This is a genomic window from Sporanaerobacter sp., assembly GCF_047830725.1.
Taxonomy (GTDB): Bacteria; Bacillota; Clostridia; order Tissierellales; family Sporanaerobacteraceae; genus Sporanaerobacter.
The window spans coordinates 359900-381164 of sequence record NZ_CP181252.1; the positions used below are offsets into that span (position 1 = coordinate 359900).

Here is a 21265-nt window from a genome sequence, read left to right on the forward strand (position 1 = left end):
TAACTAGAGCATCTTCTTTAAATCCATTATCTTGTCTCTTATTTCGGCAGCTCTTTCAAAATTTAAAGATTCTGCTTCTTTAAGCATTTCATCTTTAAGCCCTTCAATGATATTTTCTATTTCTTCTTTAGACATCTTCACATTTTCATATTTTTCATTTTCTTCTACAACCTTAGTAGCTTCAATCACATCTCTTACAGCCTTAACTATTGTTTTTGGTGTGATGCCATGCTCTTTGTTGTACTCATCTTGAATCTTTCTTCTTCTATTGGTTTCATCTATGGCTTTTTTCATAGACCTTGTGATAGTATCTCCATACATGATTACTTTTCCAGAAGAGTTTCTTGCAGTTCTCCCTATAGTTTGAATCAAAGAAGTCTCTGATCTTAAAAATCCTTCTTTATCTGCATCAAGTATTGCTACAAGTGAAACTTCTGGCAAATCAAGTCCTTCTCTCAAAAGATTTATTCCTACCAATACATCATACTTTCCAAGTCTTAAATCCCTTATGATTTCCATTCTTTCAATAGTATCTATATCCGAATGAAGATATGTGACCTTTATACCTATTTCTTTAAAATAATTCGTAAGATCTTCTGCCATCTTTTTAGTCAAGGTAGTCACAAGTACTCTTTCTTTTTTCTTTTCTCTCTTCCTTATTTCTGCAACTAAATCATCAATTTGATTTTCTGTAGGTCGTACTTCAACTTCTGGATCAAGCAAACCTGTAGGCCTTATGATCTGCTCCACTACACTTTCAGAATGTTCAAGTTCATATGGCCCTGGAGTTGCACTGACAAATACTATTTGATTTATATGTTCTTCAAACTCATTAAATTTCAAAGGCCTATTATCTAACGCTGATGGAAGCCTAAATCCATATTCTACAAGAGTAGTCTTTCTAGATTTGTCCCCTTCATACATACCCCTGATTTGAGGAATAGTCACATGAGATTCATCTACTATTATCAAAAAATCTTTTGGAAAATAATCAATAAGTGTATATGGTCTGCTTCCCTTTGGTCTTCCGCTTATATGTCTAGAATAGTTTTCTATTCCTTGACAATATCCCATCTCTCTTAGCATTTCAATATCATATCTAGTCCTCTGTTCTAATCTTTGAGCCTCCAAAAGCTTATCTTGACTTTTAAACTCTCTCAATCGTTCTTCCAATTCTTCTTCAATAGTCACTATTGCACTTTCAATCTTTTCTTTGGAAGTAGCAAAGTGAGAAGCAGGAAAAATAGAAACATGATTTCTAAGTCCTATAATTTCTCCTGTAAGATAATTTACTTCTACAATTCTGTCTATTTCATCCCCAAAAAATTCAACTCTAATGGTATTTTCACTAGATGAAGCTGGGAATATTTCCAGCACATCTCCTCGAACTCTAAAAGTTCCCCTTGTAAAATTGATATCATTTCTCACATATTGAATATCTACAAGTTTTCTTATGATTTCATCTCTATCCTTTATCATACCTGGTCTTATGGAAATCACTAAATTTTCATAATCAATAGGATCTCCCAATCCATATATGCAAGACACACTAGAAACTATAATCACATCTCTTCTCTCAAAAAGAGCAGCTGTAGCAGAATGTCGCAATTTATCTATTTCATCGTTTATAGATGCATCTTTTTCAATATAAGTATCTGTCTGAGGTACATAGGCCTCTGGCTGATAGTAGTCATAATAGCTAACAAAATATTCTACTGCACTATCAGGAAAGAATTCTTTAAATTCGCTAGCCAATTGATAAGCCAATGTCTTGTTGTGTGCTATAACCAATGTAGGTTTTTGTACATTTTCAATAATATTTGCCATAGTAAAAGTTTTCCCAGAACCCGTAACTCCCAAAAGAGTTTGATACTTTTTCCCATCCAATATTCCTTTTGAAAGTTTTTCTATGGCTTTTGGCTGATCACCAGTAGGTTTAAAATCGGATTTTATCTTGAATTTATTCAAAACATTCACCTCTTTTGTTTGAACGTGCGTTCGTTCCTATTATTAAATTATAATCCATTTAACTCTAATGTCAAACGAATTTTAGAAAAATTTTCTCAATAAAAGAAGGTAATTGAACTTCTTTGTTGAATAGTATAAACTATTAGAAAAGGAGGTTGCTTAAATGAAAAAAATATTTCTACCACTTTTTATCACGCTATTGATTTTGACACTAGTTGCATGCAACAATGCTAATCAAAAACTTGAGACCACCAAAAAACTTGAAGAAAAACCCATCGGGTACAAAATAGAAAAAATTGTCTTGTCTAAAGGATATCAAACAATAGAGCCAAATGTAGAACTAAGTACTAAAGATGGCGAGACCAAATTGCTAGCTTCTCTTGGACTTTTAGAATGCTCCGGAGTCACCATAGATAAAATAACTAAATCAGGCAATGAAATAAATATTTATACCAATAGATTGTTGGAAGATGATAAAACTCAACTTGTGATCCCTCAAGCAGATATTGTTCTATATGATTTAGGCAACGAAAACTTAAAAAATATTAAATTTAATATAATCAGTCAAAATTATAAACCTATAGAATTGAAATTTGGAAAAACTCAAACTCTTAACAAAATATATTCTCATTTTAAAATATCACCAAACACTATACCAGAAGTAAATCTAGTTCGTAGTAAAAATAGCTTTGTCTGGAATATCTCTTTCAACAACATCTTTGACAAAGAAAATTTAAAAGCACCACTTATAAACCTCAATGTAAAAGCAGATGCCCTTACAGGAGAAATCCTCTCCTCTGAGAAAAATATTATTTCCGATTATATAGACGATGGGCTAATTATAGATTATATACCTAAAAAATATTTGCTATACAAACAAGAACATACAATTGATTCAAAGACTAGCAATATACTTTGGCTATACAATTTACAAACTAAAGAAAAAGAAAAGATTTACGAAACAAATGATTCTATCTATTCAGCAATATTTAACCCAAATAGCAATTGCATTGCTTTAATTGAAAATGACAAAGATGAAACTGATATTTATTTAATCAATACGAAAGATAAGATGATAAATAAAATAACACCTATTGGATATAGACATACTTGGAATATGAGCTGGAAAGATGATTTCACATTGTACTTTGTTGACAATAATTCAAAAAACAAATCTACATTTTTTTCATACAATATCAAAGACAATGTCCTAGAAAATATCTTTACTACTCCTAAAAACATATCTAAATTTGACATAAATGGTGATTTAATTGTATTTACAGAATTTGACAAAAATGAATTAAATCAAAACATTTATTTAACAAAAGATGGAGCCACACTAAAAAAAATAGACGAAGGATATAGTGTAAACTTTTTAAACGATGACAAAATAATTTATCTAAAAAATATTCATGACAAAAATGAAGATGTTTTATACAGTTATAGCTTAAAAGAAAATTTGACACAAAAAGAAACAGACTTAAATGTCAAAAACTATATAAAACTTAATTCTGAAAACTTAATCATAATTGCAAAGAACTCCTGCAACAATGATTATACCCTTGTTAAATACAATATTAAAGACAATTCATTTGAAAATTTGGCAAATATAACTGGAGACAATTTGTTTTATGACGAAGAATTAAATAAAGGATATATAAGCTTATCCCCTCCTATAGAAAACAGCAAAAGACATATTATATATTCTGTAGATTTAAATAAATTAAGTGTAAATTCACACTAAAAGGGACTATTTAAATAGTCCCTTTCTTTTTATCCTTTTCAAAAGCCTTGAGAGTGGACTTTTTACTTCTTCGACAACAAATGAGTAATCCGGCTCTTCAGGAATAAACAATACATCTAAACTTTGTATACCCTTCCTATAATCTTTATAATCTAAAGTAACTAATTTCCCATTTTCATTAAGTACATCTATCCATATATATTTGGGTGAAAAACGAAGCACATTTAATACATCTTCTTTTTTTTGCACAACATTCCCATTTATAGATAATATTATGTCTCCTGTCTTTAAACCCATTTTTTCTCCAACACCATACGGCATAGTATCTAGCAATTTTAACCCTCTTTGGGAAGGTGTAAAAATAGCTTTCCCCAATCTTTCTCTTTTTCTTCCCATTTGAATTATCATCTCATGAAATACTGGAGAAACAATAGCTAATACATACAACAATTGAGAATATGATTTTGAAAGTTCTGACAATATCAAAAGAATTGCACTAAATATAAAAAGCATGCTAGCAGTTTCTTTGGTCTTGTCTTTGGGATGCTTTGTCAAGGCAAAGTCCCCATATCCCAAAACAGCTATTACTGTCACAGGCATCACCCCATATCCCTCTAAAAAAACTAAAAAAGGTACGGGCCAAAACCTGTTCATATTAAATCCACCAACTATTTCATTATCTTTCTCCATAAATATTGGAATTTTCCCATTGTGTCCATCTAAGATAATAAGAAAAGCTTCTATTAAATGCAAAACAGCAACTATAGTCATAACACTTATTATATTTATTTTGGGATATCCAAACAACAAACTGATAAGAGATACTATCCCGCCAGCATAAGAAAAGCAAATAAATCGCGGATGAATCAAAGAAAGTAAAATTGCTAAAGGCAATATATATATAAAATCATTCGAATTGACTCTTGTTCCTAAAATCATAAATACAATACTTCCAACCATTCCACCAAGTAGTCCCAGTACAGTTGAAGCAATAGCTTTTTTATATAAGGGCTCCTTATAGGAGCCCAATATCATCTTTTCCATTTTCCCTAATTTCTTATACTGAAAAATCACTATAGCAACTACTATCCAATAAATCGGTGATTTCAAAGAAGACAAAAGAGAATATAACAATTCAAACATCTACTACTCCCCTAATAAACATATTTATATCTATTTAGCTATTTTAGCTTTCATCATTTCAATAGCTTTTTGAAGTTGAACATCTTGTTTTAAATTTTCAACACCAATCATTTCTACATCTTCTGGCAATTCTATTATAACATCTGGAGTAATCCCTATACCATGAATATTGGTTCCATTTGGCGTAAAATATTCTGAAACAGTAAGTTTATATCCAGAACCATCTGGAAGTTTTATAATCCTCTGTACTATACCTTTCCCAAAAGTCTTAGTTCCTATAAGCTCTCCTCTTTTTGTATCTTTAATTGCTCCAGCCAAAATTTCAGAAGCACTAGCACTTCCTTCATTTACAAGTACAACCAAAGGCAAATCTGTTTTTTTCTTATCTGATTTCAAATACTCCCTTTCCCCATTTCTAGTCTCAGTATATACTATAGTTCCTTCTCCCAAAAATTCATCTGCTATATCTGCACATACATCTAATAGGCCTCCTGGATTATTTCTTAAATCCAATACAATTCCCTTTATATTTTGTTTTTCCAAACTATTTAGTTCACTCTTAAAATCTTTATATGTCAAATCATCAAAAGAAGTTATCTTTATATAACCAATTTTATCCTCTAATACAGTAGACTTGACACTCTTTATTCTAATCTCTTCTCTCACAATTTTCATTTCTATTTCATTAGTTTTTCCTTCTTTATCTTGTCTTAAGATAGTTAAACTTACCTCTGTACCTGGTTCTCCCTTCATGATTTTCACTGCTGCATCCATTTTATCAGCTGAAAATTCCTCTCCATTTACTTTTATTATCTTATCTCCAGTTTTTATACCTGCTTTTTCACCTGGTGTATCCTCTATAGGAGAAACCACAGTTATCAAATTGTCTTCTCCTGGTGTCACAATGACACCAATTCCTCCATAAACACCTTTTGTATGTTCCATAAAGTCTTTAAACTCTTCTTTGGTCATGTATAGAGAATAAGGATCTTTTAATGCTTCAAACATACCCTTTAGTTGACCATCTATAAGGGTTTCATCATCTACTTCTTTCAAGAAGTTTTTCTTTATAGCTTCTTCCGCCACCATAACCTTAGAATACTTTTTATAAAATGTGTTTAGTTCATCAAACTCAGACCTAGAAATAAGTATTTTAGTATTTAATGGAGTAGGTAATACATTTCCAACAATATATGTCATAATATTAGTCATAATGACAATTGCTACAACAATGGCAATATTCTTCTTTTTTGACATTCTATTCACCTCAATTAATAAGCATTATGTAGTTTAGTTTATTAAAACTACTTTTACATTATACCATTAGCAATAATACTTTTCAAAAAAAAGAAAAAAAAGAGGGAAATTAATTTCCCCTCAACCAAGGTATCGGATCTTCATAAGCTCCATTTCTTCTAACCTCAAAGTGACAATGTGGCCCTGTTGAATAACCAGTACTTCCAGCCTTAGCTATAGTTTGGCCTCTAGAAACATCCGTACCCACTCCAACAGATATAGAAGAATTGTGTCCATAAAGAGTCACTATACCACCGCCATGATCAACCATGACAGCATTGCCATATCCTCCAAGCCACCCTGCAAAAATAACTGTACCATCTGCTGCAGCCACAACACTTGTGCCTGTTGGAGCTGGAATATCTATTCCAGTATGTAATTTCTTCGTCTTAAATATTGGATGAATTCTATATCCAAAAGGTGAACTAATTCTCGAATGTCCTGGCACTGGCCAACCCATTTTCCCACCTGAATAAGGACCTGTTTTTACTTGCAATGCCTTAATTTTAGATACATATTCCTTTGCCTCTCTGATTAGCTCATCTTCCATCTTTTCCAATTGCTTTATGTTTTTCTCTACATCCTTCATTCGACCTTCTTTACTTCTTGTAGCTACAATTAAATCATGCTTTTTACTTTCTATTTTTCGCTTTGCAGTTTCCTGTGAAGCTCTTTCTACTTGCAATTCTCTTTCTTTGGCCTCTACAATTTGTCTTTGTTCCTTCATATATTTAAGTAAATTTGTATCATGATCTACTATAGCTTGTACCATATCCTTCCTAGAAAGAAAATCTCTAATATTTGCAGAAGAAAGAAGTACTTCTAAATACCCAATATTCCCATTTTTATACATAACTCTTAATCTGGAATTTAGGGTATCATTTTTTTCATCAATTTTTTCTTCTGCTTCCTTCAATTCTTTCCTAGTCTTTTCTATATTAGCACTTATCTTTGCCAATTCCTTTTCTACATCATTTAATTCTTTTCCAGCTTCAGATATTTTTCTATCTAGTTCATCAATTTCTTTAGTTAAATCAGCTTGTTCTTTTTGTAAATCCTTTTTTTCACCTTTTATTGCATTTTGTTTTTTTTCATTTTCTTTAAGCTCTTTGTTCAAACTTTCAATAGTTCCCTTTTCAGCATAAGCTCCTGTAAATGCACCTATGACTATAGCAAATAAAAGTAGCAGCACAACATTTCTTTTTCTTTTCATCTCAAGTTCCCCTCTCTACGCATTTAAAAATTTCTTTAATGATATTAAACTTCCCAAGGTTCCAATACCAACTCCTATTGCCATAAACATAATGATTATATCCTTTAAAAGTGCATGTGGTGCTACAAGATAAACTGTAAATATTACATACAATTTTTCACTTATGACTTTAAAGAGATACTCATATCCATAATTGACAATAAGAATTGATAGTCCCGCTCCTATGAGGCCTAATATAATCCCCTCAATGACAAAAGGCCCTCGAATGTAGCCATTGGTAGCTCCAACATATTTCATAATATTTATTTCTCTCTTTCTAGCCGTAACTGTAATCTTTATAGTATTTGAAATTATAAACACAGAAACAAACATTAAAATAGCTATGATGATTATTCCTCCGACCTTTATATAATTAGCTGCAGCAAGAAGCTTTTCAATGACATCCTTGTAGTATTTTATTTCTTCTATTCCATCTATACCTTCCAATTTAGAAACTACATTGTCCGCATATTCTATATCTTTTAGTTTGACAATATATGAATTAGGTAATGGATTTTCTTCAAGTCCCTCAAGTAGATAAGATTCTTCTCCCCAATCCTTCTTCATTATCTCTAAAGCTTCATCTTTAGATTCAAAATATACATCTGTAACTCCTTCAGAAGACTTAAGCTTATCTTCTATTTCCTTCATCTTTTCACTTTCTATATCATCTTCCAAATAAATTTGTATTTCATCAAATTTATTTTTAGTCTCAACTACTATATTATTTATACTCAATATAATAATTAAAACCATTCCAAGTATGACAAGTACTGCTGTGATAGAACCTATAGAAGCCAATCCCATTCCTCTATTTCTCCAAGAACCTTGAAATCCCTGCTTTAATATATTCTTAAATATTCTAAGCTTCATACTCATACACACCTTTCTCTTCGTCTCTTACAACTCTTCCTCCTTCGATAGCTATGACTCTTCTTTTCATAGAATTTACTATATCTTTGGCATGAGTAGCCATAAGTACTGTAGTACCTCTTCTATTTATATCTTTAATTATCTTCATGATTTCCCAAGCTGTATCTGGATCTAAATTTCCTGTAGGCTCGTCCGCTATCAATACAGGTGGATTGTTCACAATAGCTCTAGCTATGGCAACTCTCTGATGTTCTCCACCAGATAATTGATCTGGATAACAGTAGGCTTTGCCACTTAAATCCACCATACTCAAAACCATTGGCACTCTTCTTCTTATTTCCTTTGGATGAGAACCTATAATTTCCATAGCAAAAGCTATATTTTCATATACAGTCTTATTTGGAAGCAATCTAAAATCCTGAAAGACAACTCCAATATTTCTCCTTATATAAGGAACTTTTCTATTTTTAACTTTTGTTATATCAATATCATTTAAAATAATAGTACCTGATGTTGGGTCTATTTCTTTTAAAAGCAATTTTATTATAGTCGATTTTCCTGCACCACTTGGTCCAACAAGAAAAACAAATTCTCCTTTCCCTATAAACATATTTACATTGCTCAAAGCTTTGGCACCATTGTCTTCGTATACTTTGCTTACATTGATGAATTTTATCATATTTTTACCACCCTTATTATATGCTAGTCATTTAATCTACTATACAAATATTATACAATAACTTCTTCTACTAATTTATCATAAATCCTCTTATTTTTTACAAGTTTTTTTCGTTATTTTTTGCCATATGTAATCATCTATTATATTATTATATTATAATATAAATTGAACAATAAATAAACTATAAGAGGTGAGCTTATGGATAAGAAAATTTTAAGAAAACATTATATAGAAAAAAGAAATAATCTCTCAAACCTAGAAGTAGAGCGTATCAGCCATGATATAGCGATGAATTTATTTAAACTGGACATATATAAAAATAGTTCTTTCATCATGACTTATGTAGATTTTAACAAAGAAGTACGAACTGAAGAAATAATAAGGCACTCTATAGACATTGGAAAAAGAATTGGAATTCCAATCACAATAAAAGAAGAAAGAAAACTAATAATATCTGAATTGAAAGATTTTGATGAGGAATTAGAAATAAGTACATACAATATTTTGGCACCTAAAAATGAATTTATAAGGATTGTTCACCCTTCTATTATAGATTTAGTTTTAGTTCCCGGAGCTATTTTTGATAGAAATGGGTATAGAATTGGCTATGGAGGCGGGTATTATGATAGATTTTTACCTAGCTTAAATAAAAAAACTACTACAATAGGTCTTGCATATGATTTGCAATTGATAGATAATGTACCAAGGGGTTGCTATGATTTGCCAGTAGATTTTATCCTTACAGAAAAAGAATTCATCAACTGCAAAACAAAAAATAGCGAAAAATTCTATTAAGCCCAAAAAAAAATGGTATAATGTATAGGGAAATTTCTTAATTCTATTTTTAGGAGGAATTTAAATGGTTAGAACAGTAGGTACTACAGCTAGAGGTATAAGAGCTCCTATCATTAAAGAAGGAGATGATATAATAAATATTGTAGTAAATTCAGTGCTAAATTCTGCAAAATGCGAAAACTATGAAATAAAAGATAAAGATGTAATAGGAATCACAGAATCTCTAGTAGCTAGAGCACAAGGAAACTATGCTACTATAGATCAAATTGCCAAAGATATAAATACTAAATTTAAAGGAGATATAGGAGTTATATTTCCAATACTAAGTAGAAATAGATTTTCCATCATTCTAAAGGCAATAGCAATGACAGAAAAGAAAATATATCTAGTACTTAATTATCCTTCTGACGAAGAAGGAAACCCTCTCATGGATATTGACAAAATGGATGAATTGGGTTTAAACCCTTACACCGATGTATTGAGTGAAAAAGAATATAGAAAACTGTTTGGAGAAGTAGTTGCTCATCCTTTTACAGGTGTTGACTATGTTCGTATGTATAAAGATTTAGCTGTAAACGACAATATCGAAATAATTCTTTCAAATGATCCTAGAACCATTTTAAAATACACTGATGAAGTATTGGTTGCCAATATTCATGAAAGAAAAAGAACCAAAAGAATCCTTAAAAAAGCTGGTGCAAAAACAGTTTATGGACTAGATGATATATTGAGTACTCCTGTAGATGGAAGTGGATACAATCCAGAATATGGACTACTGGGTTCAAATTTATCTACAGATACAAGATTGAAATTGTTCCCTAAAGATTGTCAATATTATGTAGATGAAATTCAAAAAAAGATAAAAGAAGCTACAGGAAAACATGTAGAAGTCATGATATATGGAGATGGAGCTTTTAAAGATCCTGTAGGCAAAATATGGGAACTTGCTGATCCAGTAGTTTCTCCTGGATATACTGATGGGCTAAGAGGAACTCCAAATGAAATAAAACTAAAATACCTTGCTGATACAGAACTAAAAGATCTCAGTGGAGAAGAAATGAAAGAAGCAATGAAAAATAAAATAAAAGAAAAAAATGAAAATCTCGTAGGAAGGCTGAATCCTTAGGCACTACCCCAAGACAGTTGACAGATTTGTTGGGAAGTCTATGTGACTTGACCAGTGGAAGTGGCGACAAAGGAACCCCAATAGTACACATACAAGGATATTTCGACAATTATGCAACAGAGTAGCCAAATGGCTACTCTGTTATTTATTGCTTAATCCTTTCAATTCAAGCTGTTTCTTAGTATATCTATCAAGAAGAGATTTAATCACTGCTGCTATAGGAACTGCAAACAGCATTCCCCATACTCCAAAGAATCCGCCGCCTACCAAAATAGCTGTTATTATCCAGAAAGGTTTCATACCAACTTGTATTCCAAGTATCTTAGGTCCTAAATACAATCCATCAAATTGTTGTAGTGCAAATATAAATATGATAACCCAAAGTGCTTTTATAGGTCTATCAAACAATGTGATAACTCCCGCTGGTATCATTCCTATAAATGGGCCAAAATAAGGTATCATATTGGTCACTCCAACTATAAGACTAATCAAAACTGCATAAGGTACTTTCATGATTATAAGTCCAATAAAACATAGCACACCTATAATTGCTGAATCTATTATCTTACCTACAAAAAACTTTGAAAAAGCTTCTTTTATTTCATTTTGCACAGTTATGATAGATTCTGCCCTTTCCTTTGAAAATAAAGCATAATTAAGTTTCTTAAATCCTTTTACAAATCCTTCTTTATCCTTCAATATATATATAGATATTATAGCTCCCAAAACAAAGTTTACAAACCCAGATGTAAAATTGATTATTTGAGTTAAAGTCTTGTTTAAAAGTGGTCCAATTCCTTCGCTAGCTTTAAGTATTAAATTGTCCAATGCTGATTGAATTTCCTCAACAATTCCGTATTTATCAGCACCAGAGAATCGAGAAGGTAGGGTTTCAAGCCATTTTTGAGTTGTTCTCATATATCCAGGTAAATCTCTCGCTAAATTTTTGATACTATCTACAACAGTTGGAGTAATAACTATGAAAAACAAAGCTATTATTCCAAAAAATATTAAATATACAATGAGTATATTGACCCACCTTTTAGATTTATGCTTTTTCTCTATACTTACTAATATTGTATTTAGAAAAAAAGCAATCACAAAGGCCCAAATAAAAGGTTTTAATATTTTATTTAATGTAGCTAAAAATTCATCACTGTTGACCAGTTTAAAAAGAATAAATGCAATAACAAGTAAGAAAAATATTTTGCCATAATTATTTTTTTTGTCTATTTGTAATCACTCCCATTGGCATATTTGTTATTATATTCTATCATCTTTTACTTTCATAATAAAGAATTAATTTAAAAATATCTCAAATATTTTATGATTTACTTCTTCGTGAGCTTTTCTAAATTCAGGATGAATAAAATCTTCTATTGGATTGTTTGCAATATCTCCACAAATATCTACTCCCAAAACATTACCTAATTTACCAAAAAGTTTAAGCTTGTTTAACAAATTGTCCAATTCCATATTACCTTGATCCCAATTAGTCTTTACATATTTTTCCGAAAGTACATCTTTATCTATGCTTATATAAAAATCTTTCCCCTTAATTTTTCTCATGAATTTTGTATTTATAGACTTGTTTCCATCTTCTATATAATACATAAAAGGATATCTCGTATCATTGAAATAATATTTCTTATTCGCCCCAATCACAAGTATACCTGAAATCAAATTTTCATCTATACACTGTCTTGCCCAAGAACCACATGTAATAAAACCCTGCGGAGACTTGTTCATATCAAAATGATTGTCAAATAAAATCACAAAAGGTCTTATATTTAGTCTTTTTATGAGGAAATATGTCAAATAGTGAAAATCCCCTGAACCCAAATAAGCTAAACACTTTTCAGGCAGGGAATTTATAAACCGTCTTATAATCATTTCATTGTTTAGTAAAAAATATTTTGGGCGAACGTCATACTCCTTTAAGGCATCCACTATATTCACTATTTCAAAATGTGACTCCTCATATTTATCCTTATTTTTCAGTATGATCATTCTTACACCCCCAGATCATTCATAGTCCTTGCTTAAATCAGAATAATATTCTAATTTGCTCTGAACTAATCCGTTTACAGTTCCCTCCTCATAATTTCCATCCTCATCCATTTCTCCTGCTTCTATACCTGTTAATATTTCTATCCCTTCATCAATAGTCTTGACAGCATAAATTTTAAATATTCCTTCTTCAACTGCATTTATTACTTCATCACTCAGCATCAAATTTTCTATATTCTTTTCTGGAATTATAACGCCTTCTTCTCCAGTAAATCCTTTTAATTTACAAACCTTATAGTATCCTTCTATTTTTTCATTGACTCCTCCAATAGGTTGAATAACTCCCTTTTGATTTACAGAACCTGTCACTGCAATAGCTTGATTTATAGGTACATCCCCTAAACTTGAAAGAAGAGCATATAGTTCTGTACTAGAAGCACTATCTCCATCTACACCATCATAAGATTGTTCAAATGTAATACTTGCCGTTACAGCTAGTTGAACTTTTTTAGCATATCTTTCTCCTAAATAGCCACTTAAAATTAATACTCCCTTGTCATATATATTCCCACTTTGCTCTACTTCTCGTTCTATATTTACAATACCTTCCTTGCCTAAAAAAGTATTTACAGTTATCTTGTTGGGCCTGCCAAAAGAATATTGACCAACATCAATCACAGCCAAGCCATTTATCTCTCCAACTTTCCACCCTTCAGTATCTATAAGTATAGTACCATCTTCAATAAATTCCAATAGCTTTTCTTCATAAGTATTGTTTCTGTATACTTTTTTAGCTATAGCCTTTTCCACTTCTCTTCTTGTAACTATATTTTTATCTTCCTTTACAGCTATAGCATCTGCTTCATAAATTATCTCTACCAACTCATTGAACTGAGCTGTCAATTTATTTTGACTTTCACAAATTCTACTGCTTAACTCTATTATAGTAGCAATAGCAGATCTATCAAAAGGTTTTAATCCTTCTTTTTCACATTGATAAGCTACAAAAGAGCCTATCTTCTTTATATTTTCATCATTTCTTTCCATTTCCACATCAAAATCTGCTCTTATTTTAAAAAGTTTCTTGAAATCTTCATCGTATTGATAAAGTAAATGATAAGTCAAATAATCTCCAATAAGAATTATCTTTACATCCAATGGTATAGGCTCTGGTCTTATAGTTTCTGATATAATACTTAATCCTGTAATATTTTCTATCATTATCTTTTCCGTATAAATAGCTCGCTTAAGGCCTTCCCAAGATTCTCTGTTTTGAAGAATATCTTTTGCCTGTACAATAAGATACCCACCATTGGCTTCATGAAGAGAACCAGGTCTTATCTTTGTATGGTCAGTCTTAAGTCCTCCCAATTCATTTACATATTCAATCTTTCCAAGAAGATTGTAATAATTTGGATTCATCTCCTTTATAACAGGAGCTCCTCCATTAGAACCATTGCCAATAAACAAATTCACTTCATATCTCTTAAAAAAATCCTCTTTTTTATCTATAGGAAACATCAAATTCTCTATTCTTTCTTCCTCTTCTTCATCCAAAAACATCTGAAAATTTTTAACTATATCTTCTTTTACATCTGATAAATATTGTTTAACTCCTTGATTTTCACTAAATTTATCTATCAATGGATCTATATAGATTTGAGCAACTTCTAAAACCATCTTTTCCTTTAGCTCTTTTATCTCTTCTCTCAAATCATTTTCTACTTCTCTTATTCTCTTCACAAATTCAAAAGCTTTTTGACTCAATTCTTCAGATTGTTCCCTTAATCTTTCAACATCTTCTTCAGTTAAATTTTGAATTTCCTCATCTGTCAAGATTCTTCCGTCTTTTGTTGGCAAACTTAAAATTCCTCGTTCAGTCTGTTTAAATATAAAATTGTAGTCCCTTGCCAATTCATTTAACTCATTTATTATTTCTTGAGCCCTCTTCTGATGTCTACTATAAATTACATTTTTGTTATCCTCATAATCCTTAGACGAGAGCATTTTAGGAATATCTAATTTGATATTTAAAATAGCTTTTTCCACATCAACTTTAAACATTTTGCCCTTTCCAGTATCTAAACATATGGCCATAGGAGAATGTGGTTTTTTAAAATTAAAAACATAACACCAATCTTTAGGAGTTTCCCTTTTTTCAGCAAATTCCTTAGCTACTAGATAAGAATAGCTATTTCTGCCTGTACCTGTCATCCCCGATACATATATATTGTATCCCTTTCTTTTAACTGACAAGCCAAATTTCAATGCTTCCATAGCTCTTTCTTGACCTATAAGTTCTCTCTTAACTGGAACATCTAAAGTAGTATCATAATCAAAAATATCAGGATTACATCTTTTTTTTAGTTTAGAAATAGGTACTTCATATTTTTCCAACACCCTTAGCACCCCCAATGTTTATATACCCCTACAATATCATATATATTATTTATACAAAAAATATTTACTCTTTATTTATCTAATCCTGCAGCAATCTTTATACATTTTTGATGTTCTGGATCTATTTGACCATCTTTATGTCTCTTGCTCCCAGCAAAGTGTATATCCACATGTCCATCCATACCATTTCCCTTTATATAGTCAAGATTTGTCCCAGCACCATATCCGCCACTTCTCCATTCAGTATATTTTCCACCCTCTACACTGTCATTTCCAGCATGAGGCATAGCTGTCATACTTGCAGCAACAACTCTATCTCCCGCTTGAACCAACACTGGTCTTCTAACCCAACTAAATCCTCCCCAAATATCCTTTATAACCTCAGTATCTTCTGAAGTCAAAGCTTCACAATCTGCATGATAAGAACCCATAGTCCTCTTCATAGTAAAAGTCTTTCCCGAGTAGAAATCCTTTACTTTAAACACAGTTCCTATAGGAAGAATACCTTTATCCACTTCACTGAACCAATCCAAATATTCTCCACAATTTTCATCTATAGGCTTGTCCACTTGAGTATAATCTGGAGATTTTGGTATTATAAGCTCTTGCCCAATATTTAAAACTGTATTCTCACTTAAATTTTCATTGGCATTTATTATTTGATCCATAGATACATTATACTTCTGGCTTATAGTCCATAAACTCTCTCCAGAAGATACTATATGTACTATAGTTTTAGGTATTTCTCTACCTGTTGCACTTCTATTCGTAGTTGTAACAACAGTCTTCTTTCCATTTGGAACTTCTAATACTTGTCCAGGATAAATAACTGTTTTTTCATTGGCATTGTTGGCCTTTAATAGGCTTTCCAAACTCACATTGAATTGATTGCTTATCTTCCAAAAAGAATCTCCTGATTTAACTGTATAAGGTGATGCAAATGAAGTTGAACTAATTCCCACCGCTGAAACTATCAACCCTATGCAAACTTTTTCCTTTATCTTCTTCATAAGTACTTCCCCTCCAACTTTTGACCTTTTTCTATTTATCATATAATACTTCTACATAAATCTTAAAGTTCCTCCCTGTAATTTTTGGAAATTTAAAAGGCATATATCTATATGCCTTTTTTTACTCAATGTATTGAGTTTCCAACTCAATATTCTTTGGAAGTTCATCTAAATCAGTTTTCACAACAACAAAGGGATATATAATTCTCTGTTCAACCATCTCATCTGGCTTTGGATCTTTAAAAAGTGCATGGACAATTATATCAAATTCACCATCTTCTCCTTTAACCTTTTCAATTTTGTCTATAGTGACTGAATACCCTTCCGTCTTTTTTTCTCCTCTTGTCACTACTACAAACACTTCTCCATCCACTTTACATCCAAGAGCTCTTTCAACTGCCAAATAATTTGGAAGAACATCTACAAGTTTTTTAGGAACCTCATCATTTTCAAGAACTTTAAATTTCACATTTCTATTTCCTTCATCTAAATATTTAGGCAAAAAAACAATTCCCAAAACAGCAATACAAACTATTAAAAGAATCACAAATTTTTTCATTTGTCCCCCTCCACCAAAATAAATTTATATCTATATCTTTATTCCAGAAGAGGACAAATTATGTTAAAAAAATTTTGGTGGCAAGGGGACGTTTTGTTTGCCACCCTCTCCAATTAAAAGGAATCTGGCATACTTCTCAAAGTTGAACTAAAGTCTCTATAAAACAATATTCCCGTCACTGTTGCAGCTATTATATCTGATATAGGTTCTGCCAAAAATACTGCAAAAACCTTATTAGATAAAAATTTCGGCAATATGAGTATAAGAGGAATCAATAAAAATACCTTTCTAAGTAGTGCTAAAAATAAAGACGTCCTAGCATTTCCCATAGCAATAAAAGTCTGTTGGCAAGCTATTTGTACTCCCATTGCAAAAACTCCTCCCATATATATCCTAAGCCCTGATGTAGCCATATCTATTATAGCCTTATTATTTGTAAATAACTTCGAAAAGAATTGTGGCATTATCATCATTAATAGCCAAAACAATACACTATAACTTGCTGTTGAAATAATCAAATATTTAAAAGTATCTCTCATTCTATCTTTATTCTTCGCACCATAGTTATAGCTTATGATTGGCTGTGCTCCTTGAGTCAATCCCGAAAGTGGCAAAAATGTAAATTGCATAGCCGCAGACAATATTGTCATTGCACCCACTGCTACATCTCCACCATATTTTTGTAAACTAGAGTTAAATGCTATAATGATAAAACTCTCTGTTATCTGCATTACAAAAGGAGATAAGCCCAACAACAATACTGGTTTCATTATATTCATATCTATTTTAAAATTTTTCTTTTTTAGCTTTAAAATAGTTTTATCTCCTCTTAAAAATCTTATCACCCAAATAGCTGATACTGCCTGAGATATAATTGTTGCCAATGCCGCTCCTTTTACATTCATTTTAAATCCATATATAAAAATAGGATCCAGTACTATATTTATAATAGCCCCTATAGAAACTGTAATCATACTTATTTTTGCAAAACCTTGAGAACTTATAAAGGGATTCATTCCAACTGCCAATTGAACAAATATTGTTCCCAAAGTATATATCTCTATATATTCCAGTGCATAAGGCAAAGTCTTTTCACTTGCCCCAAACCAAATCAATAGCTTTTCATTAAACAACAAAAACAATATTGTCAATACAATCGATATCCCAATTAAAGACACAAAACAATTTCCCATAATTTTCTCTGCACCTTCATAATCTTTTTCGCCCATCTTAATAGAAGCCCTTGGTGCTCCTCCAATGCCTATCAATACAGAAAAAGCTGAAATTATAATCAAAAGTGGAGCTGTAACTCCTACGCCAGTTAAAGCCTCTCCGCCTATTCCTTTGATATGACCTATATACATTCTATCTACCATATTGTAGAGTAAACTCACTAGCTGCCCTATAATAGCTGGTATTGCTAATGAAAACAACAACTTTTTTACATCTTCTGTTCCTAATCTATTTTTATCTGACATTTCTACAATCGCCCCTTATCCTATTTCTATATCCTTTACATTGTTTAACATCTTGTTATTTACTTTTACAAACAAATTCAAATCTTCTAAAGTCATTCCCTTAATCAATTGATTTGTAAATTTTTCATTTGCCTCTTTTACCTTTTTAACTACACCATCTTCTTCATTTATGATTTTAAGATATACTGACCTCCCATCTTCCAAATTTTCCTCTGTGCCAATTAAATTCTTATCTTTAAGTAGATTGACAGCATGAGATACCAAGCCTTTAGATATTCCCCTATTCATACTAATTTCACTTGCTGTAATATCCTTGTCCATATTGTTGATTAAAAATGTTAAAACATCTATTTCTGCTGGTGTTAATTCAAATTCTACCAATGACTCTTCCATATACCTTTTATATTTTTTTATTATTTGAAAATAAATATAAAAAATATTAGAGTCCTCATTATAAACAGACATCTCATTTCCCCTTTCGATATAGTTCATTTTTGAACTATATCGATTATATATCAAATTTAAAAAAGTGGCAAGGGGACGCTTTGTTTGCCACCCTTGCCACTTTAAGCATTTCATTTTATTTTTTAAAAAACTGATAAAACTCTTCCATTAATAAATCATTCACTAAAAGACTCTGCAGTAGATATTTTCTCTATATTTTTGTGAGTACTTTAAACTTATCGTGATTATCTTTATTTCCAGTAAACTGGCACCACTCATTATAAATTGCAAGAAGACTACCATCGAGATAATTAATCGCTTTCTCTTTTATTCCTTCTGGAACTCCATAATACGCTTCTGCAATAGCACCAGTAATAGCAGCTAAAGTGTCACTATCACCACCAACCGAAATAGCAGTCCGAATAGCATCTTCAAAAGAAGTAGATTCTAAAAATGCTACAATTGCCTGTGGTACTGTTTCTTGACATGTCGCATTAAATTGGTATGTTTCTCTGATCTCATCAATTGTGAAATCTAAAGAATAATAATTTCCATTAATCTTGTTCCTAATCTCACTTTTAGTGAAACCTCGCCTTGCCATAAATATTGCTATAGCTGTTGCCTCAGCACCTTTGATTCCTTCTTCATGATTATGGGTTGTTGCAGTTACAACTTGAGATAATCTGCATACTTCACTCTCTGTCCTTGCAACAAAGCCTACTGGACTTATTCGCATAGCTGCTCCATTCCCAAAACTATTATATGGTTCAGGATTTTTACTAAATATCCATAGTCGAAACATACTGCCATAACCACAATTTGGATAACTACGTCCAATTTCCTGCATATATTTAATCGTCATATTTTCAAGCATTGAATAATAATTGCTATCAAAATCATAACCACCAAGCAAATAGCCTATTTTCTTCTCAGTTTCCATAATTGCTTTTGCAACAGCAAGAGTCATAACACTATCATCAGTTACTCTACAGTCTTTTGTAAATAATTCAAATTCCTTGCTTTTATGATTTTTAAATTCAAAACGAGACCCAACAATATCACCTATAATAGCACCTATCATCAAATAGCCACCTTTCTTTTTTACTTCTTTACCTATTCTTCAGGTATTTCAATGACAAATATTTCTCTTATTAAATCAAAAATACACCTTTTATTATTTTGATAATAATCTCTCCCAATATCATACATAATAAAATCTATATCTAAAGAATTGTCCACCTTCATAACAAAGACTTTTTGTTTTATACCCTTGCCAACTACTTTATTTTTTCCAATACGCCTCTGCCAACTCCAGTTATCCTAGATATCTGTCTATTACTTGCCTTTGTATTTGCCTTTATCATTTTAAGTATTTCATTTCTTGATTTTGTATCCAAACTTTTTAATTTTGAAATATCAGTAAAAGAAGAAATTATCTCCATCAGTTCTTCATCTGTGTATCTTATCTTTTCATCATATTCTAAACATTGATCTTCATTTTTCATTCCCATATAATTCATAAAACTCTCTACATCTGAGAAATAACTTAATGCAAATGAAGGATCAATTATCATGTCATTCTTTTTCTCAATATTTATGTATTCTGTATAGCTACTCCATCTGTAATTCTCGATATTTTCTACCATTCTTGCTTTAATTGGATTTTGATGAATGTATCTCAATGCCATCAAAAAATATGCATCACTATCAACGGTTTCACTTCTGAAACGATTTTGAAAAAGATGTCCTGTTCTTCCATTTTTCAAATTGTGATATTGAGCATAACCAACTGCTATTCTTCTAACTATATCTCCTATTTCTTCTGTTTCTGTCTTAATTAAAAGGTGTACATGATTTGTCATAAGACAGTATCCATATACAACAAAATCACTTTTATCCATTGCCTCTCTTATATAGTACAAAAATTTTTCATAATCACTATCGGACAAAAAAATATCCATTTTATCTATTCCCCTGAGCATTACATGATATATCCCACTTTCACTTTTCTCCCTTGTCCCTCTTGGCATAATATCACCTATTTCTCATTATTCTAATTGGTGGCAAACAAAACGTCCCTGTGCCATGCTATATCAATAAATATATAAATTCTATATTTGTCTACAATTTCCTTCTTATTTTAAAAATTTAGGTGGCAAATATACCACCTATTCTATAACTTTGACTAATTTTATTTTCCCTTCAAATCCGCCTCTTTTATGCCTTTTCTCGAGTCTAATTTTTTCAACTTCTTCAAAAGATGTTCCTTTGGCTTTCAATATTCCATGTATAACTTCTAGAATATCAGCTATCTCCTCAATATTTTCATCTTCAATGTATTCTTCTGTTTCTTCAATCAACTTTTTATTTAGCTCTTCTAAAAATTCATTTTCATCCATAATTTCTATAACGCTTTTTTTCCCATCTTTCTCTATAATTTCAGGTATATTGTCTCTGACTAATTTGTTGTAAACCTTCTCCATTTCCA

19 protein-coding genes and 1 pseudogene are annotated in these 21265 nt (G+C 31.2%); 3 read left to right on the top strand and 17 right to left on the bottom strand.

Features of this window, described 5'->3' with window-relative positions:
• Positions 1-3 precede the first annotated feature (3 nt).
• Positions 4-1968: an excinuclease ABC subunit UvrB gene (gene uvrB, locus ACFWUA_RS01735; RefSeq protein WP_416198454.1), complete on the bottom strand. Its 1965-nt coding sequence runs from the start codon at positions 1966-1968 to the stop codon at positions 4-6.
• Between the two features lie 163 nt (positions 1969-2131).
• Here uvrB and ACFWUA_RS01740 point away from each other — a divergent pair, with 163 nt between their 5' ends.
• Positions 2132-3712 carry a hypothetical protein gene (locus ACFWUA_RS01740; protein ID WP_416198455.1) on the top strand — a complete coding sequence of 527 codons (1581 nt, stop codon included), beginning with the start codon at positions 2132-2134 and terminating at the stop codon, positions 3710-3712.
• A gap of 6 nt (positions 3713-3718) precedes the next feature.
• Here the strand turns inward: ACFWUA_RS01740 and ACFWUA_RS01745 are convergent, their stop codons facing one another.
• From ACFWUA_RS01745 to ftsE, 5 genes are all read right to left on the bottom strand, one after another.
• Positions 3719-4855, bottom strand: a complete 1137-nt coding sequence (locus ACFWUA_RS01745) for a PDZ domain-containing protein (RefSeq protein ID WP_416198456.1) — start codon at positions 4853-4855, stop codon at positions 3719-3721.
• 30 nt (positions 4856-4885) lie between these two features.
• A complete protein-coding gene (locus ACFWUA_RS01750; protein WP_416198457.1) occupies positions 4886-6112 on the bottom strand; it encodes a S41 family peptidase in 1227 nt (408 codons plus the stop codon).
• Positions 6113-6221: 109 nt separating this feature from the next.
• A complete protein-coding gene (locus ACFWUA_RS01755) occupies positions 6222-7364 on the bottom strand; it encodes a murein hydrolase activator EnvC family protein (protein ID WP_416198458.1) in 1143 nt (380 codons plus the stop codon).
• A 15-nt stretch (positions 7365-7379) separates the two neighbouring features.
• Entirely contained in the window at positions 7380-8276 is an 897-nt protein-coding gene (gene ftsX, locus ACFWUA_RS01760) for a permease-like cell division protein FtsX (protein ID WP_416198459.1), read from the bottom strand.
• Positions 8266-8955 carry a cell division ATP-binding protein FtsE gene (gene ftsE / locus ACFWUA_RS01765; protein ID WP_416198460.1) on the bottom strand — a complete coding sequence of 230 codons (690 nt, stop codon included), beginning with the start codon at positions 8953-8955 and terminating at the stop codon, positions 8266-8268. The genes ftsX and ftsE overlap by 11 nt, the downstream gene beginning before the upstream one ends.
• 198 nt (positions 8956-9153) lie before the next feature.
• On the opposite strand from ftsE, the gene ACFWUA_RS01770 reads away from it, so the two are divergent.
• Both ACFWUA_RS01770 and ACFWUA_RS01775 read left to right on the top strand, forming a co-directional pair.
• Complete coding sequence (locus ACFWUA_RS01770; protein ID WP_416198461.1) at positions 9154-9750, top strand: 5-formyltetrahydrofolate cyclo-ligase; 597 nt, start codon at positions 9154-9156, stop codon at positions 9748-9750.
• 64 nt (positions 9751-9814) lie between these two features.
• Positions 9815-11001 (top strand): annotated as a pseudogene (locus ACFWUA_RS01775) (coenzyme F420-0:L-glutamate ligase).
• Between the two features lie 16 nt (positions 11002-11017).
• Here ACFWUA_RS01775 and ACFWUA_RS01780 read toward each other — a convergent pair.
• From ACFWUA_RS01780 to ACFWUA_RS01830, 11 genes are all read right to left on the bottom strand, one after another.
• Positions 11018-12109, bottom strand: a complete 1092-nt coding sequence (locus ACFWUA_RS01780; protein ID WP_416199159.1) for an AI-2E family transporter — start codon at positions 12107-12109, stop codon at positions 11018-11020.
• A 66-nt stretch (positions 12110-12175) separates the two neighbouring features.
• Positions 12176-12886 carry an arginase family protein gene (locus ACFWUA_RS01785; RefSeq protein WP_416198462.1) on the bottom strand — a complete coding sequence of 237 codons (711 nt, stop codon included), beginning with the start codon at positions 12884-12886 and terminating at the stop codon, positions 12176-12178.
• A gap of 15 nt (positions 12887-12901) precedes the next feature.
• Positions 12902-15286 carry a Lon protease family protein gene (locus ACFWUA_RS01790; RefSeq protein ID WP_416198463.1) on the bottom strand — a complete coding sequence of 795 codons (2385 nt, stop codon included), beginning with the start codon at positions 15284-15286 and terminating at the stop codon, positions 12902-12904.
• A 71-nt stretch (positions 15287-15357) separates the two neighbouring features.
• Positions 15358-16296 carry a LysM peptidoglycan-binding domain-containing protein gene (locus ACFWUA_RS01795; RefSeq protein WP_416198464.1) on the bottom strand — a complete coding sequence of 313 codons (939 nt, stop codon included), beginning with the start codon at positions 16294-16296 and terminating at the stop codon, positions 15358-15360.
• Positions 16297-16417: 121 nt separating this feature from the next.
• The gene (locus tag ACFWUA_RS01800; RefSeq protein ID WP_416198465.1) at positions 16418-16855 is read right to left on the bottom strand and encodes a protease complex subunit PrcB family protein; all 438 of its coding nucleotides are present in this window, start codon (positions 16853-16855) and stop codon (positions 16418-16420) included.
• 113 nt (positions 16856-16968) lie between these two features.
• Entirely contained in the window at positions 16969-18333 is a 1365-nt protein-coding gene (locus ACFWUA_RS01805) for an MATE family efflux transporter (RefSeq protein WP_416198466.1), read from the bottom strand.
• Between the two features lie 15 nt (positions 18334-18348).
• Entirely contained in the window at positions 18349-18798 is a 450-nt protein-coding gene (locus ACFWUA_RS01810) for a MarR family winged helix-turn-helix transcriptional regulator (RefSeq protein ID WP_416198467.1), read from the bottom strand.
• Positions 18799-18988: 190 nt separating this feature from the next.
• Positions 18989-19858: an ADP-ribosylglycohydrolase family protein gene (locus ACFWUA_RS01815; RefSeq protein WP_416198468.1), complete on the bottom strand. Its 870-nt coding sequence runs from the start codon at positions 19856-19858 to the stop codon at positions 18989-18991.
• A gap of 32 nt (positions 19859-19890) precedes the next feature.
• Positions 19891-20022: a hypothetical protein gene (locus ACFWUA_RS01820; RefSeq protein ID WP_416198469.1), complete on the bottom strand. Its 132-nt coding sequence runs from the start codon at positions 20020-20022 to the stop codon at positions 19891-19893.
• Between the two features lie 32 nt (positions 20023-20054).
• The gene (locus ACFWUA_RS01825) at positions 20055-20807 is read right to left on the bottom strand and encodes a transposase (protein ID WP_416198470.1); all 753 of its coding nucleotides are present in this window, start codon (positions 20805-20807) and stop codon (positions 20055-20057) included.
• Positions 20808-20945: 138 nt separating this feature from the next.
• Positions 20946-21260 (bottom strand): phosphoribosyl-ATP pyrophosphohydrolase, encoded by a 315-nt coding sequence (locus tag ACFWUA_RS01830; protein WP_416198471.1) that lies wholly within the window; start codon positions 21258-21260, stop codon positions 20946-20948.
• Positions 21261-21265: the final 5 nt, after the last annotated feature.